Source organism: Kribbella sp. NBC_00382 (assembly GCF_036067295.1).
Taxonomy (GTDB): domain Bacteria; phylum Actinomycetota; class Actinomycetes; order Propionibacteriales; family Kribbellaceae; genus Kribbella.
Map to the genome: position 1 here is coordinate 5356231 of NZ_CP107954.1, position 16055 is coordinate 5372285.

Annotated in this window: 14 protein-coding genes; 9 read left to right on the forward strand and 5 right to left on the reverse strand. The window is 68.2% G+C overall.

Annotated features, from left to right (window positions below):
• Window positions 1–51 precede the first annotated feature (51 nt).
• Window positions 52–867 carry a UbiA family prenyltransferase gene (locus OHA70_RS25770; RefSeq protein WP_328321972.1) on the reverse strand — a complete coding sequence of 272 codons (816 nt, stop codon included), beginning with the start codon at window positions 865–867 and terminating at the stop codon, window positions 52–54.
• Between the two features lie 18 nt (window positions 868–885).
• Between OHA70_RS25770 and OHA70_RS25775 the strand changes: the two genes are divergently transcribed.
• From OHA70_RS25775 to OHA70_RS25785, 3 genes are read left to right on the forward strand one after another with little or no spacing between them, the layout of a single operon-like run.
• Window positions 886–1932 (forward strand): type III polyketide synthase, encoded by a 1047-nt coding sequence (locus OHA70_RS25775; RefSeq protein WP_328321974.1) that lies wholly within the window; start codon window positions 886–888, stop codon window positions 1930–1932.
• The gene (locus tag OHA70_RS25780) at window positions 1932–2459 is read left to right on the forward strand and encodes an isoprenylcysteine carboxyl methyltransferase family protein (RefSeq protein WP_328321976.1); all 528 of its coding nucleotides are present in this window, start codon (window positions 1932–1934) and stop codon (window positions 2457–2459) included. The genes OHA70_RS25775 and OHA70_RS25780 overlap by 1 nt, the downstream gene beginning before the upstream one ends.
• On the forward strand, window positions 2456–3520 hold the full coding sequence (locus OHA70_RS25785; protein ID WP_328321978.1) for an NAD(P)/FAD-dependent oxidoreductase: 1065 nt from the start codon (window positions 2456–2458) through the stop codon (window positions 3518–3520). Before OHA70_RS25780 ends, OHA70_RS25785 begins: the two co-directional genes overlap by 4 nt.
• A gap of 255 nt (window positions 3521–3775) precedes the next feature.
• On the opposite strand, the gene OHA70_RS25790 is transcribed toward OHA70_RS25785, so the two are convergent.
• On the reverse strand, window positions 3776–5329 hold the full coding sequence (locus OHA70_RS25790) for a PucR family transcriptional regulator (RefSeq protein ID WP_328321980.1): 1554 nt from the start codon (window positions 5327–5329) through the stop codon (window positions 3776–3778).
• A 91-nt stretch (window positions 5330–5420) separates the two neighbouring features.
• Here OHA70_RS25790 and OHA70_RS25795 point away from each other — a divergent pair, with 91 nt between their 5' ends.
• Window positions 5421–6689, forward strand: coding sequence for an NAD(P)/FAD-dependent oxidoreductase (locus OHA70_RS25795; protein WP_328321982.1), 1269 nt, complete (start codon window positions 5421–5423; stop codon window positions 6687–6689).
• Window positions 6690–7465: 776 nt separating this feature from the next.
• Here OHA70_RS25795 and OHA70_RS25800 read toward each other — a convergent pair.
• Window positions 7466–8347 (reverse strand): oxidoreductase, encoded by an 882-nt coding sequence (locus OHA70_RS25800; RefSeq protein WP_328321984.1) that lies wholly within the window; start codon window positions 8345–8347, stop codon window positions 7466–7468.
• 47 nt (window positions 8348–8394) lie between these two features.
• Between OHA70_RS25800 and OHA70_RS25805 the strand changes: the two genes are divergently transcribed.
• On the forward strand, window positions 8395–8997 hold the full coding sequence (locus tag OHA70_RS25805; RefSeq protein ID WP_328321986.1) for a helix-turn-helix domain-containing protein: 603 nt from the start codon (window positions 8395–8397) through the stop codon (window positions 8995–8997).
• Window positions 8998–9137: 140 nt separating this feature from the next.
• On the opposite strand, the gene trxA is transcribed toward OHA70_RS25805, so the two are convergent.
• Together trxA and OHA70_RS25815 are read right to left on the reverse strand one after the other, a co-directional pair.
• Window positions 9138–9527 (reverse strand): thioredoxin, encoded by a 390-nt coding sequence (trxA, locus tag OHA70_RS25810; RefSeq protein ID WP_328321988.1) that lies wholly within the window; start codon window positions 9525–9527, stop codon window positions 9138–9140.
• Window positions 9528–9616: 89 nt separating this feature from the next.
• Window positions 9617–10492, reverse strand: a complete 876-nt coding sequence (locus OHA70_RS25815) for an aldo/keto reductase (protein ID WP_328321990.1) — start codon at window positions 10490–10492, stop codon at window positions 9617–9619.
• Window positions 10493–10898: 406 nt separating this feature from the next.
• On the opposite strand from OHA70_RS25815, the gene OHA70_RS25820 reads away from it, so the two are divergent.
• From OHA70_RS25820 to OHA70_RS25835, 4 genes are read left to right on the forward strand one after another with little or no spacing between them, the layout of a single operon-like run.
• Window positions 10899–12215, forward strand: coding sequence for a conjugal transfer protein (locus tag OHA70_RS25820; RefSeq protein WP_328321992.1), 1317 nt, complete (start codon window positions 10899–10901; stop codon window positions 12213–12215).
• A 49-nt stretch (window positions 12216–12264) separates the two neighbouring features.
• Window positions 12265–12552 (forward strand): hypothetical protein, encoded by a 288-nt coding sequence (locus tag OHA70_RS25825; RefSeq protein WP_328321994.1) that lies wholly within the window; start codon window positions 12265–12267, stop codon window positions 12550–12552.
• A complete protein-coding gene (locus OHA70_RS25830; protein ID WP_328321996.1) occupies window positions 12552–13127 on the forward strand; it encodes a hypothetical protein in 576 nt (191 codons plus the stop codon). Before OHA70_RS25825 ends, OHA70_RS25830 begins: the two co-directional genes overlap by 1 nt.
• Window positions 13127–15991, forward strand: coding sequence for an ATP-binding protein (locus tag OHA70_RS25835; RefSeq protein ID WP_328321998.1), 2865 nt, complete (start codon window positions 13127–13129; stop codon window positions 15989–15991). The genes OHA70_RS25830 and OHA70_RS25835 overlap by 1 nt, the downstream gene beginning before the upstream one ends.
• The last annotated feature ends 64 nt before the right edge of the window (window positions 15992–16055 follow it).

Consider the following 16055-nt stretch of genomic DNA (forward strand, 5'->3'; position numbering starts at 1 on the left):
TCCGCCTCGCCCGGCGCCCGCACACCGCGCCCGCGCCCCACCCCGGCCGCGCTAGCGGATCAGGGCGTCGCCTCGGAGGACCAGGGCGAGGATGCTGATGGCAGCCACGGCGATCGTGACGAGGAATGGCGCGTTCTTCCACAGGACGATCACGGCGAGCAGGGCGGCGACCACGATCAGGGTGAGCCAGCCGATCGCGCCCAGCGGGCCTGGCGGGGCGATCACCAGGAGGGCCGTGGCGACGGCGAGGGGTAGCGGAGCGGCGTACCGGGCTAGTTTGCCGAGGCGTTGGGGCCAGCCTTCGACGCCGGTGGCCAGGTCGTCAGCCAGATCCGGTACTACGTTCGCGAGATGGGCGCCGACTCCGAGTAGCGCCGTAGCGGCTGATGCCCACCAAGGGGCCCAGCGGTCGGCGGTGCCGAGCGTGACGAAGGACGGCAGCAGGCCGAAGGCCACGGCGTACGGGAGCCAGGAGATCCGGGTCGACTTGAGGCCGAGGTTGTAACCCCAGGCGGCCGCCACGCCGACCAGATGCGCCAGGCCGGCCAGCACGCCGCTGGCGAGCGAGAGTGGGACGCAGGCAACTACCATCGAGATCGCGCCGATCCACAGGGTCCGGCGACTCACCAGTCCGAGCACGATTGGTTTGTCGCTCCGGTGGACACTGGTGTCGCGGGGTGCGTCAATCGCGTCATTGCTCCAGCCGATCGAGAGGTGGCCGGTGAGGATTGCTGCTGCGACTAACAGGCACCCGGAGGCGTTGCGGCCTGCCGACCAGGCGACGACGGTGACCAGGGTGGTGACGGCAACGGTCGGGCCGGGATGGCTCGCCATCGCGAGCCCCTTGAGTACTCTCAGCCCGCTCACCGACCCAACGATGCCACGATGACCCGGATCGCCGCGGTGCAGGCGGCGTTGCCGCCGCATCGGTACGCGCAACAGGAGCTGACCGACGCCTTCGCCGAGATCTGCCTCCCGGACGGCAAGGGGATCGGGCTACTCCGCCGGCTGCACGCGAACGCCGGGGTGTCGCATCGGCATCTGGCGCTGCCGCTGGAGCGGTACGCCGTACTGAAGGACTTCGGCGAGGCCAACGACGCGTGGATCTCGGTGGCTGTGGACCTCGGTGCCGAGGCGGTGTCGGGTGCGCTCGCTGCTGCTGGGCTGACGGTGGATGACGTCGACGTTTTGATGTTCACGACCGTGACCGGGGTTGCGGCGCCGTCGATCGACGCTCGGGTCGCGATGCGGCTCGGGTTGCGGGAGGACGTCAAGCGGCTGCCGTTGTTCGGGCTGGGGTGTGTCGGGGGAGCGGCGGGGATCGCGCGATTGCATGACTACCTCAAGGCCTGGCCGGGGCAGGTCGCAGTACTGCTGTCTGTGGAACTTTGTTCGCTGACGCTTCAGCGGGACGACTCGTCGCTGCCGAATCTGGTGGGTGGCGCGTTGTTTGGGGATGGGGCGGCGGCCGTCGTGCTGACTGGGTCGGAGCATCCCGCCGCGGCTGGGCCGTCTGTTGTGGCGACGCGCTCGCGGCTCTACCCGGACTCGGAGCGGGTGATGGGGTGGGATGTGGGGTCCGGCGGGTTCCGGATCGTGCTGGGTGCGGATGTACCGCAGGTGGTTCGGCAGTACCTCGGTGGTGATGTGACCGCGTTCCTGGCGGCTCATGGACTGACCATTCCCGAGATCGGTACTTGGGTGAGTCATCCGGGCGGGCCGAAGGTGCTCGAGGCCGTCGCGGAGACGTTGGAGTTGAGACCTGGTGCGCTCGACCTGACCTGGAAGTCGCTCGACGCCGTCGGCAACTTGTCCTCGTCGTCGGTGCTGCACGTGCTCGGTGACACCCTCCGCCTGGATCCTTCGGGTATGGGCGTATTGCTCGCGATGGGCCCAGGCTTCTGTTCCGAGCTCGTACTCCTGGAGTGGTGATGGACTCGTCGTTGTGGTGGTACGTCGCGCTGGTGCTCGCGGTCGGGCTCGAGCGGGTCGCCGAGCTGGTCGTCTCATTGCGCAATGCGGCCTGGAGCTTCAAGCAGGGTGGAGTGGAGTCGGGCAAGGGGCACTACCCGTTCATGGTGGTGCTGCATACCGGGTTCCTGGCCGGGTGTCTGGTCGAGGCGATCGTGGCGGACCGGCCGTTCATCCCGGCGCTCGGGTGGTCGATGCTTTTGATTGTGCTCGCGGCGCAGGGGTTGCGGTGGTGGTGCATCACGGTGCTCGGGCATCAGTGGAACACCCGGGTGATCGTCGTACCGGGATTGTCGTTGGTTGCCGCTGGCCCCTATAAGTTTCTGCGGCATCCCAACTACGTCGCCGTGGTGGCGGAGGGGGTCGCGCTGCCGCTGGTGCACACGGCGTGGGTGACGGCCGTGGTATTCCTGCTGCTGAACATCCCGTTGCTGACCGTCCGGATCCGCGCGGAGGAAGCGGCGTTGGACTCTGCGCTGACAAAGTGATCGACCTCCTCGTCGCCGGCGCCGGCCCGGCTGGTGCGGCCACCGCAATCCGAGCCGCCCTAGCCGGCCTGTCGGTGGTCGTCGTCGAGCCACGCTTGATGCCGATCGACAAGGCGTGTGGCGAGGGGATCTCCTTCACTGCTGTCGAGTATCTCCAGCGCTTGGGTGTGGAACTGGACGGCCGACCGTTCCACGGCATCCGCTACCTGGACTCATCGCATGTGGTCGACGCCCGCTTCCGCCTCGGCCCAGGCCTAGGAGTACGCCGCACCACCCTCCAACGAGCCCTGGCCAACCGCTTGGCTGACCTCGATATCCCGGTCATCCCCACTCGAATCTCCACGATCACCCAAAACCAGCACTCGGTAACAGCAGCCGGCCTAACCGCCCACTACCTAGCCGCCGCCGACGGCCTCCACTCCCCAACCCGCCGCCAACTAGGTCTGGCTACCACCCCACCCCAGCGAACTCGGCAGGCGCCTCTCCGCCTTTCAGCAGCCCGCGACGCGGCGCAGCCGCGTCGCGGGCTGCGGCGGCATTACACCGTCCGACCGTGGTGTGACTTGGTGGAGGTCTACTGGTCTCGCCTTGGCGAGGCGTACGTAACTCCCGTGGCCGACGACCTCGTCGGGGTTGCCATCCTCACCTCCGAGCGCGGCTCCTTCGACAGCCATCTGGAGGCATTTCCTGCGTTGAAGCGTCGCCTGGCCGGGGCCACCGAGGCGACCTCCGTCATGGGAGCCGGTCCGCTTCGTCAGCGAGTGCGTGGTCGGGTGGCTGGCAGGGTGATGCTGGTTGGAGATGCGGCCGGTTATGTCGACGCGCTGACCGGCGAAGGGATAGCAGTGGCTTTGCGGACCAGCGCCGAACTGGTCCGGTGCGTCGAGCGCGACGACCCAGCGGCGTACGACGCTGCCTGGCGCCGGGTCTCCTGGGAGTGCCGGTTCCTCACCGGATCGTTGCTCTGGGCCCGCAACAGATCGTTGCTGGCTCCCCATATCGTCCCGGCGGCCACACGGCTGCCGAAAATTTTCGGTGCCATCGTCAACCAACTCGCCTGACGCCTGCCCCAGAACGCGCGTTGGCCCGGCGATCGCTCAGACAATCGCCGGGCCCACACGCGACCGAGCATCCTGGTGAAATGCTCGCTCGGGTTGCTCCAGCTCCCTGGTGAAGAGCTGGAACGGTCTGCCCCAGCCTCCTGGTGAAAGGCTGGGACAAGTTCTCGGTGTTTCTGAGTTAAAGATTGCCAGCCGCATGTTGCCCATCCATTGCCGGAATATGAAGCCTTGTTACCTGGCCCGGTGACCTACGTCTCAGTGCTCGGTGCGCACGGCCGCGATCTGCAGCTGGAGAGCCAGCCGTTCGCGCGGACTGGTCAGGTCGAGCCGGGCGATCTCCCCGATCCTTTTCATCCGGTGCCGCAACGTGTTCGTGTGCAGATGCAGCTCTCTGGCCGCCTGCTGCGGCTGCCCGGGATAGTTCAGCCACGCCTGCAGGGTGTCGACGAACGCGGTGTCGTGCTCGATGTCATGCCGTAACAAAGTAGCCAGCGGCCCATCGAGCTTCGTCGTATCAAGCGAGGTGACCGCCCGGTGAACAGTGAGGATGTGCCAGGCCTGTTCCACTCGCAGCGCGGGGCCGGGCGCGAGCTCACGGCGTACCAGGCCCAGCAGCTCGACCGCCTCGGCTCGGGAGCTCGGGAGGTCCGCTGCGCCACGTGCACGCCCGCCGGCGGCCGCCGTAGTACCGGGGAAGTCTTTGGCCAGGTCTATGACCAGCTTGCGCAGCCAGCGCCACGAGCCCGGCCCGTCGCCGTCCGAGACCACTGCCAGGACTGTGCCGTCCAGGTCAGCCAACTGCGGCTCACTCCAGCCATGGCGGCGACCAGTGGACTCCCAGAGATCCAGCTCTTGCGGTACGTCGTACGCAGCCGGCGAACCGAGCGCAACCACCCGCCACGGCGCCGGGGGCAGCCGTACGTCCAGGGGAGTGTCAGGGGAGAACTGCCGCAGGACAGTGCGCAGCCGGTCGATCGCACTGCGCCTGGCGACGTCCGCCTGAGCCCTGAGCCGCAGCATGTGCAGCGCAAGCACCGAGGCCGCGTTGCTGAGCTCAGTAGTCACCTCTGGACTCACTGGCCCATCCACCACGGCCCAGATAGACCCCAACCACTCACCACCGGCCCTAACCGGTACTACTAGCCGTGGCCGAATACCGTTCGGCCCGTCCGGTACCAGGAAGGGCTCACTCGACCGGGCCAACCGCCTGAAGATCCCTCGGGCCCGGAAGTGCGCGATGACCTCAGCAGGCACCCGCCTGCCGACAATCGTCGATACCCGGGTCGGGTCCGTGTCCGACACGTCATGGAGGCTCGAATACGCCAGTACGCGCGACTGGTTGTCCTCGATGGTCACGGGCGCGTCGACGATGGCTGCGGCGGCATCTGCCAGCGCGAAGAGCTCCTGGTGCACACCGGCGTCTCCAGCGGCGGGGGAGTCGGGGGCAGCGGCCCTGTCGATGACACCCCGCAGTAGCCACACCACGTGCGCCCAGGTGACCGACGGCTGCAGGGCGACCAGAGTGAGGCGCCGCTTCTCCGCCTGGGCCACTACAGCCGGGTCCTGGGCGAGTGTGGTGCGCAGGATGATGCCGGAGGCGTTTCCGACGGCACAGCGCTCCACCAGCTCTACCGCCTCCTCCGGGCTCCCGAGGCCGAAGCCCAGGACCAAGTCACCCGGCTGGCCGGTCGACTCCTCCTGCGGATCGGCGAGGAAAACGTCGCGTACCTCGCCGTCACCCTGCCCGGCGACGACGATCTCGAACAGGGCGGGTCCGACGGCGACGACCAGGTCGGGGACGGTGATCATGGAAGTTATTGTGCTCTTGCCACTGTCATCAGTGCCAGCTGTGGTGCGATCGCACCATGACAGCGGTTCCGGGCGGCCGCACCATCGATACATGGTCGCTTCCGTGCAAGGCACTCACATCGTCCCGGACCGGGTAGCCGTAGTCGGCGCCGGCATGGTCGGTCTCGCCACCGCCTGGTTCCTCCAGGAGGCCGGCATCGAGGTCACTGTGCTGGATCGCGAAGGCGTCGCCGCCGGTGCCTCCTGGGGCAACGCGGGCTGGCTGACCCCCGGCCTGGCGACTCCGCTCCCGGAGCCGGCCGTTCTCAAGTACGGCATCGGTGCGGTGCTGAGCCCCTCCTCGCCGGTCTATGTACCGCCGACGGCGAGCCCGCGGCTCATCTCGTTCCTGGCCCGCTTCGCTCGCAACAGCACCGCCTCCCGCTGGAAGACCGCGATGGAGGCGCTGGTGCCGATCAACCGGCAGGCGCTGAACGGGTTCGACGCGCTGGCCAAGGCCGGTGTCGAGGCCGAGACGTACGAGGCCAAGTCGTTCCTGGCGGCGTACCGGACCGAGGAAGAGCGCACGGTGCTGCTCGAGGAGATCGAGCACATCCACGCGGCCGGTCAGGGCATCGAGTTCGAAGCCATCACCGGTGACGACGCCCGCGAGATCGAGCCGTCGCTGTCCGACGAGATCGGTGCGGCGATCCGGCTGCACGGCCAGCGCTTCATCAACCCGGGCGAGTACGTGAACATGCTCGCCGACTCGGTCCGCGCCCGCGGCGGCAACATCGTCACCGGCGTGACGGTGAAGGACATCGTGGACGAGATCCGCGGCGTCCGGATCGTCACGGCCGACGGCGAGAGCACGGCGTACGACGCGGTCGTGATGGCGACCGGCGCTTGGCTCGGAGATCTGGCCCGGCAGTTCGGCGTACGGACCGTCGTGCAGGCAGGACGCGGCTACAGCTTCAGCGTCCCGATCGCGCACGTACCGGCCGGACCTGTGTACTTCCCGGCGCAACGGATCGCCTGTACGCCGCTGGGCGACCGGCTCCGCGTTGCCGGGATGATGGAGTTCCGCAAGCCCGACGCGAAGCTCGACCCGCGCCGGATCGACGCGATCGTGGAGGCGGCCCGGCCGCTGCTGCGGGACGCGGACCTGGACGCCCGCACCTTTGAGTGGGTGGGACCGCGTCCGTGCACCCCGGACGGCCTGCCGCTGATCGGCGCTACCGCGTCGCCTCGCGTCTTCGCCGCCGGCGGCCACGGCATGTGGGGCATCACCCTCGGCCCGATCACCGGCCAGCTGCTCGCGGAGACCATCACCACTGGTCGTACTCCGGTCGAGCTGGCCCCCTTCAACCCTCTTCGCTGAGCTTAAGAGCCCAGCCGGGCTCCTCTCCACCCGACCACCCATGAACTCCCGTCGCGGCCGAGCCGTACCCCAGCCGCCTCTTCCGCGACGGGACCAGACGGCCTCCACCCTGCAGGAGACCAACCGGCCGGCCCCGCCATCTCCCGGGGCTCCGGCAGCACCACCCCGGGCCCGCGACTCCGCGGTCCCCGGCAGCAGTACCGGGCCTGTGACCCCACAGCCCCGCAGCACCACCCCGGGAACCACAGGCCCGGGCGTACCACCCCAGGACCCCTCACCAAGGTCCCGGCGCACCACCCGGATCGCTCACCACGAGCCGGTTGCACCATCCCGGAGCCACAGACCCGGGTAGCACCAAGGGCGACGTCCCGGCCCCTGTCGGGAAGCCGCCCGGCACCACCGGCGGCCGCATCCAACGGCCGGCCAGTAGTACCGGCGAATCTTCCGCAGCAACCGGCAGATCCGCCAGCACGACCCGGTATCCGTAACGGCGCCTGCTCTGCGGATACCGGTAGCACCGCCCGCGGCTCCCACCCTGCTGGGAGACCCGCGCTGAAGTACCCGGTTTCCGAGGAGCCTTACCCACGGAACCCGGCAGCGATCCACACCCGAGCGCCTGGCGGGATCGCTACAGCAAGACCCGGCTCCCGCGATGCCGCGCGGGAGCCGGCCGCACCACCCAGCGGTCCTCGGGCGGAGGACTGCCGCACCACCCGGCTCGGCCAATGAAGCCCGAGCTGGAAGAGAGCGTGGCTCCCTCGGGAGCCACGCTCTATCTAATTCCGGGCCACCGCATCCGCCGTCGCCTCGGCTGCCTCTGGCCGCAGCGCCGTGTCCGCCCCGATCGGCTCGGCTTTATCAAGCTCTGTGAGCCTTCCGCTCAGATAGCCCCGGATCCACTGGTAGGCCTCGGCCCCCAACGGCACCCTGAGCGGTGAATCAGCCCGCTCGACGGCGTCGATGATCGCCTCAGCACCCCGCATCGGATCCCCGCTCTGCGTCCCGTGTGACGCCTCGAAAGCAGCCCGAGCCGGCCCGATCAGCGCCGCATAGTCCTCCATCGGCTGCCCCCAACTCAACGACCGCCCACCGAAGTCCGTCCGGAACGGCCCCGGCTCAACGATCGTCACCCGGATCCCCAGCGCCGCGACCTCCGCCGCCAGCGCCTCCGACATCGCCTCCAACGCAGCCTTCGGCCCCGCGTACGCCGTACCGCCCGCGCCCGACGTCACGCCCACGACCGATGACATCTGCACCACATGCCCCGACCGCCGCGCCCGCATCCCGGGAAGCACGGCCCGGGTGACCGCCAGCGCCCCGAACAGATTCGTCTCGAACGCAGCTCTCAACTCCTCGTCCCCATGCTCCTCGAACGCCCCGAGCAACGCGGACCCCGCGTTGTTCACGAGTACGTCGATCCCGCCGAACGCCTCCTCCGCCTCTGCAACAGCTGCCCCAATGCTCGACCCATCCGTCACATCAAGCCGAGCGGTCCGCACTCGCCCAGGTGCTAGCGCCTCGAGCTCAGCGATCTGGCCAAGCTCTCGAGCAGTAGCCATCACCCGATCGCCCCGCGCGGCCGCCGCCTGAACCAGTGCCCGGCCGAGCCCACTGCTCGTCCCGGTGATCAGCCAACTCCGTCCATCCTTCGCATCCATGCGGCCCAGCTTGGCGAAAAGATCGCATGGTTGTAAAGTTTTATTCGATGGACGGATTGCGTGAGCGAAAGAAGGCGGCTGCCCGCCAGGCGATGTCGGATGCCGCGACCCGGTTGTTCGAGCAACGTGGATTCGACCACGTCACGTTGAGCGAGATCGCCGCGGCGGCCGACGTCTCGGTGAAGACGATCTTCAACTACTTCGGCAGCAAGGAAGACCTGTTCTTCGACGCCGAGCCGCAGGCTCTCGAGAACCTGCTGACGGCCGTTCGCGACGGTCCCGAGGTGTCTAAGGCCCGCGCGGTCCGCAGTCTGCTTCTCGAAGGGCCGATGCTCGACCTGGGCTGCCCCTGGTCGGTTGTCGATCAGACCGTCTACGAAGGCCTTCGCGCCTTCCATGTCTGCGAGAACGAGTCGCCGACCCTCAGGGCCCGCCGGCTGGTCATCATCAACTCCTGGGCCGCGCCGCTGGTCGCGGCCACCGGCTCACCAGGCTGGGCCGCGATGCTCGTCGGTTTGCTGGCGTTCCGTCATCAGTTGCTCGTCACCGGACTGGTCGAGGCTCAGCCGATCGGCGCCATCGAAGAAGCCATCCGGGTCGATATCGGTGCCGGCCTCGACGCTCTCGACCGCGCCTACCCATCGAGCTGAGCCCGGGCGCACCGCAGTACGGCACAAGCCGGCGCGGGTCGGTGCCGGAAACTTCGGTACCGGCAAATGCAGAAACGGCCCAGACCCGGCGTACAGGTCTGGACCGCTTCCTTTATCTATAGGTGCTCAGTGCTCAGTGCTCAGTGCGTGTGCGGCTCGGTGCCGTGCTCGGCCTCGTGGGCCGCGATCTGGGCGCGAACCTCTTCCATGTCGACCGCGCGAAGCTGCTTGATCAGGTCCTCCAGCGCCGGGGCCGGCAGCGCGCCCGGCTGCGAGTAGAGGACGACACCGTCGCGCACAGCCATCAGCGTCGGGATAGAGCTGATCTGGAACGCCTGGGCCAGCTCGACCTGGGCCTCGGTGTCCACCTTGCCGAAGGTGATGTCCTCATGCGTCTCGGACGACTTCTCGAACACCGGCCCGAAGCTCTTACACGGACCACACCACTCTGCCCAGAAGTCCACCAGGACGAGCCCGTCGGAACCGACGACCTTGTCGAAGTTCTCCTGGGACAGCTCGACCGTTGCCACTACGACCTCCGAAGTTAGACGAATTCGTCATGCATAACAGCGCGGACCCCGTCAGTGTTCCCCGGTGCCGCGCGGAGCAGTACTGGGGATCAGATGGGAATGTCGATGAACGGCGACTGGTAGTCCTGCACCTCGTCCAGGATGGCAGCCGCGTCGTCAGGGCTGAGCTCGGCCCGCTCCTTCTCCGCCTGGACCATCTGTTGCAGCAGGCGGGTCTCGCCGGCGGTCGCCAGGCCGGTGATCTCCGGATGCCCGTTCAGCAGCCAGGCTGTGGCGGCCGTCACATACCGTTGCTCGTCGAACGGCCGGTACCAGGTGTCGTACGCCTTGGCCTCGCCGTCCTGCCAGTTCCGCCGGGCGATCATCTTGATCGTCATCAGCGCGGCGTCGCTGGCCTTGACCGCCTCGACGAGCGCTGCGTAATCGGCGGCGTACTTCGGATCGGTGGACAACTTGTAGTTGAGCGGCGTCAGCACGCTGTCGAAATCGAACCGGCGCAGGCCCTCGAGATGAACAGACGGTGCCTCGGCGGTGTGCCCGGTGATGCCGATCGCCGACACCATGCCCTCCTCCTTGGCCCGGATCGCGGCCTCGAGCGAACCGCCCTTGCCGGTCACCAGGTCGAGGTTCTCCAGATCGCAGACGGCGTGCATCTGGATCAGGTCGACCCGATCGGTCTGCAGCCGCTCCAGCGACCGGTTGATCTCCGACCACGCCTCGTCGTACGTGCGCCGTCCGGTCTTGGTGGCCAGGAAGATCCGGTCCCGGATCTCCGGCATCCGCGGCCCGAGCCGCAGCTCGGCGTCGCCGTAGTCGGCGGCCACGTCGAAGTGGTTGATCCCGGCGTCGAGGGCCTCCTGGATCGACGCGTCGGCACGATCCTGGTCGACCCCACCGAGTGATGCCGCGCCATAGATCAGTACCGAGCTCTGGTGCTCCAGCCGCCCTAGTCGACGAGTCTCCATCGCATGTCCTCTCAAAGGTCCTCGGATGCGTCAAACACTAGTACTTTGACCCCGCGCCACGGGAGAGTTTTCCACAGGGCGTACCGGGCGATCGGTTACTATCTGTGATCAGTTGGTTCGTTCTGTTTACCATGGTTGTTCGTACGGATATTCGAACGTCGGTTCCGTGTGGCATGGTTTGCGCTGCCTGATCGAGTGGGCGGGCATGAGAGAGGAGCTATGGCGACGGTACCGAAGGTGTCACGCTTCACCTGTCGAGGTGCAGCGGACGCAGAAGCGGGTAACAGTATGGCTGCGGGGAGCGATGGAGCTTCCGGGACCTGGGCTCAGGTCTCCCGGTGGGCAGTTGCTTGCCGTATCCTCCCGGCTACTGTCCGCGTAACTGCTGTCTGAGGGGCGGGTAGCGATGAGTTGGTGGCGAACGTTGCTGAATCTGCCGCCAAAAGGTGAGCACTGGGCGGACCAGCGGCGCACGAAGAAGGCGGGCCGGCAACGCCCACAGAACACCGCACCGGAGTGGTGGTCCCACCCCGATGGCCCGGTGTCACCTACGCCTCGCCAGGCGCAGGGGGTGGCAGCGCAGTACAGCCAACCCCAACCACCGAACTCGGGTGGTGTGATGGCGCCGCCGCGCCGCCCACAACAGCCCGGCACACAGCCCCCTGCGGGGCAGACGCCTCCGGGTGCTCCTCCTGGCCAGCCGCCGGCAGCAGCCCGTAGTACGGGTCAAGCGCCGGAGGACAGGACCAGGCCGCCCGAGCGACTCCGGCAGCGGTCACCGCACGGCGCCCACGCGGCGCCCGGCCCGGTCCGCGAGCCGATCCTCGAGCCCAACCAGACACCGTGGGCCACCGAGCCCGAGTCCTCCTTCTCCACCTGGGCGCGGCGGTTCTTCCGCGGCCTGGTGGTGGCCGTCCTGCTGCTCGCCGCCATCAGCGGCGTGCGGTCGTGGGTCCGGCCGAACACCTCCACCACCACCGGCGGCCAGACCACCCAGTCCGGCTTCCCGGCGGACGAGGCCCGCGCGGTCGCGACCCGGTACGCGGTCTCGTACCTGAACTGGGACGAGACCAACCCCGACGCCCGTCCGGCCTCGATCAGCCTCGACCTGGCCGACAAGCTGGACGCCAGGGCCGGCTGGAACGGTCAGGGCAAGCAGACCGCCGACAAGGCCTACCCGGGTGAGGTCAAGGTCGACCCGTCCGGCGTGACGGCGGTCGTCGACGTCCGGGTGCAGGTCCGGGCGTTCACCAAGTCCGGCCGTACCTTCGTGCCCGGTCCGTACACCTGGCAGCGAGTCTCCGTGCCGGTGGCGCGGACCGCCTCACGGGTCGTCGCCAGTGGCCCGCCCACCTTCGTCGCCGACGAGCGAGCTGCGTTGCCCGACAACATGCCGGGGGCCGGCCAGCCGGACGACGACCTGACCGCCGCCACGCTCAAGGACGCCGAGGCGTTCTTCAGCGCGTACGCCGAGTCCGACGAGAAGGTGGAGGCGGTAGCGGCGCCGGGTGCCGCGATCCACAGCCTGAACGGGGTGGTCAAGCTGGACGACCTGGAATCGTGGCAGGTCTACACCGGAGACGACAACGAGCGCCGGGCCAGCGCCACCGTCACCTGGGACGGGGCGGGGACCGCGACCCTCAAGCAGACCTACACGCTCACTCTTCGGCGTACTGTCGCCGCGGACGGGGCACAGCGATGGCAAGTGGCTGCCGTCGGATGACCACAGCAGACTGCCGTCCGATGACCGGAGCACCAAGGGAGATACCGCAATGATGACGCACCAACTCGTCGCGAGCGTGGCGGAGCTCACCGCGCCGATGGCCGACAGCAACGTCCCCACGGGGGCGGATTTCAAGGACTGGGTCCTGGTCATCGCGGGCAACATCTTCATCGCGATCCTCGTGTTGCGCGCGATCGGCCACTACTTCAAGCGGGAGTGGGGTGAGCTGTTCGGTCACATCGCGGCCGGCGTCCTGGTCGGTGGGCTGATCTATGCCAACAACCAGACGATCAACGTGCTCAAGGGCTTCTGGGGATTGCTGGCCGGAGGTAATTGATGCGTGTCGGCCGCACCCTGACCCACCACTTCGAGATCGAGACCCGGCAGTACGACCTGCTCGGGATCGATCTGGGAGAAGGCGCCCGCCGGCGGATGATCATCTTCGGCGCGGTGATCATCCTGGTCTGGATCGCCCTGCTCGTCCCGTTCATCGGGGTGCCGCAGAAGGCCACCGTCAGCCTGTACATCGTTCCACCGTTCGTGATAACCGCCTTCGGCTGGCGGGCGGGCAAGCACCATGAACGCCGCCGCCGCGTGACCGAGTGGGCGCTCGCCGTCCGCTACGCGTTGCGCGCCCATCGCCCGGTCATCGGACTCGGCGCCCGGGCCGCCGACAAGACGGAGTACCTGCCCTGGCGTGAGCGCGTCGCGACCCAGAAGGTGGCCAACTTGGCGAAGGCCAGAGTGACGCCTGAATGGGAACGCGAGGACGTGGTGGAGCTCGACCCGCAGGTCCGGGCCGGCGCGGAGATCACCGTGAACCAACGGGCCCGCCTGCTCGGAGCGGACCACGTGCAGAGGGTCAGCCGCAGGACATCGTCGGGACTGCATCGTTCGAATAAGGGGCACTGATGAAGATCGCTGACAAGCTCCTGAACCTGGTCGGTGTCGGCCGCGAGCGCGGCTTGCCGCCGCCACGCCTGGTCGCCATCGCCGACGGTCTGCTGGTGACCGAGCGCAGCGCCGAGGCGTGGTTCCTGATCTCGGTCGCGAACACCGACCTGGCCACCGAGGGCGAGCAGGACGCCGCGCTCGATGCCGCGGTCAGTGCCGCCGCGACCATCCTCGGCGACCGGCTCAGCCACCTGAAGGTCGTCTGGGGCCGGTCCACCGGTCAGGACTACATCGACAGCGTCACCGGCCACTACCGGATCGGCGACCACGAGGGCTGGGCGCAGACCCGCGCCGACCGGATCGACGAGATGCGGATGCCGGAGCGGTACGTCGCGCTCGGCGTGCACCTCAGCGACCGCGACCCGCGCGCGACCGCGCAGGTCCGCGGCTCGATCAGCGACGCCCTCGGTACGACCTCGTGGCGGGTGAGCGCGCGCGAGCTCGCCCACCTGGACGAACGCGTCCACAAGCTCGCCCGTCAGCTCGGCTCGACCGTCTGGCGCGCGCACACCGCCCCGGCCGAGGTGATCTCCTGGCTGATCAGTCGCGAGATGCATCGCGGCGCGGTCGCCGCACCCCGTCGCGGCCTGATCACCGGCGCATCGCTGGCCCGGCTGACCTCCGGCCGGGTCGTGCCCTACACCGACCACCTGCGCATCTACGACACCCGCGGCCAGATCGCGGCGTACACGAGTGTGCTGGCGATGACGGACTTCCCAGAGGAGCTCGAGACCCCGGGCGCGGGGGAGTGGCTGCGGACGCTGTCCGAGATCAAGGCGATCGACGACGACGGCGACGAGATCGACGTCACCGTCGAGGCCTCGGTCCGGTTCCGGGTACTGACGAAGAAGACCGCTCGGCACCTGGTCGACGAGACCCGCAAGTCGGCCAAGGAGCAGCGACGGTCGGCGGCGAAGGGTACCGCTGAAGAGACCGCCGACGAGATCGTCGAGACCGAGCGGATCATGCGCGAGGTCAAGCGCGATATCAACCGCAGCGGCCTGACCCTGGTCGAGGACCACCCACGCCTGCTGGTCAGCGCGGACACCCGCGAGGATCTCGACGCCTACGTCGATGCCGTCATCGCGCATTACGCCGACCGCGGCATCACAGTGGCCGCCGGCGCGGACGAGCAGCGGGACCTCTGGCTGGAATCGCTGCCAGGGGACCAGCTCCGGGTGCCGGATCTGGGGCATGTCCGGGAGTCGACGGCGTTCTTCGGGTCGTGGTTCTGGGGCGGGGCGTCGATCGGCGATGCGACCGGTCCGGCTATCGGTTATTTGACCGGCTCGACGCCTGGGTTGGTGCGCTTTGATGCGGCTGCCGGTTCGGCGTTGGGCGACGCGACGACGACGCTGTTCCTTGGGCGTTCGGGTCGAGGCAAGACGACTGCTGCCATGTTGGGCGGGCTTGACTCCGCTTTTGCCGGCGCTTGGGTTCCTCTCCTGGATCTAAAGGGTGATGCTGCTGGGGTGTCGGCGGTAGCCGCGGAGTACGGCGTACCGACTGCTGTCATCGAGATCACGGCCCAGTTCTCCGGTGCTGCCGATCTGCTGCGCGTACTACCTGTCGACGACGCTTTGCTGCAGGCTCCGTCGCAGCTCATGTTGCTGCTGCCGCCGCATCTGCGGGGTGCTGCCGAAGCTCCCGTCATGGCGGCGACGCGGGCCGAGATCCAATCGCCAGATCCGTCCTCCTGGGGTGTCATCCAGCGGCTGTGCGCTGCTGAGTCAGAGACCACACGGACCGTCGGCTTCGCCCTGCGCGACCTCGTCGAGACGGGTCTCGGCTCGGTCGTCGCCGGCCCGCCGTCCGGTCTGTCCTCATTGACGACGAACCCAGGCCTTTGGGTCGTCCAGATGCCCGGCCTGACCCTGCCTTCGCCGGAGTCCGCGCCTGAGTCGTGGTCCCCGATCGAACGCGTCGGCATGGCCTGCCTCCGCGGCTGCCTCGCCTGGATGGTCCGTACCACCGGCCGCCGCGAGTTCCGTGGCCGCTCGAAGGTCGTCATCGTCCCCGAGGTCCATCTGCTGACGAAGACACCCGACGGCGCCAGCTTCCTGGACTACATCGCCCGAGTCGGCCGTGCCCTCGGCGCCTCCCTGGTCCTGGACACCCAGGACCCGGCCTCGATCCTGAAGCTCCCCGGCCTGGTCGAGCAGATCACCACCCTGTTCGCCTTCAGCCTGCGTTCCCGCGAACAGGTCGACTCGCTCCTGGAACTGCTCGGCCGCCCGCAGACCGCGCCGTACCAAACCCTCGTCCGAGGCATCAACACCGCCGCCAACGGCAAGAGCATCCGCCACGGCCACTGCATCATGCGAGACCGCTGGGACGAGGTCGCCACCGTCCAGATCGACATCCCCAGCCAACGGGTCGCCGAGCTCCTCCGCACCACCCCTGAGTCCGAGCACGACCTAGAACCCACCCAGCCGATCCTCCCGCCCTACGAGGACCCCGACCCCTTCGCCGAAGACGACGAAGACCGCGCCGACGCCCTACAACCCGCCGCGGCCGCCGCCTCCCAAGCCGAAGCCCACACCCAAGAACCCGTCCAAGACACCCCCCTCCCGTCAGTCCCAGTAGTAGAAACCTCCGCTCACCACGCCCCCGAGCCCACCGCCCCCTCCAACGGCTCCTCCTCTTCCAACGGAGTGGATCACCACCACCCACCCCGCTACGAAGAACCCATCGGCCCCAACGAGGTCTACGACCAAGAAGCCGACGAAGCCGCCTACAACGAAGCCATGTACCCCGCCAACGAACCAGACCCGTCAAAGTCCAACGGCAACGGCTCCGGCAAGAAGGAGCACGTCGCATGAGATGGTCACGCCGTCTCCGCACGGCGTTCACCGTCCTCGCGATCTCCTTCATCGTCACAGCCCA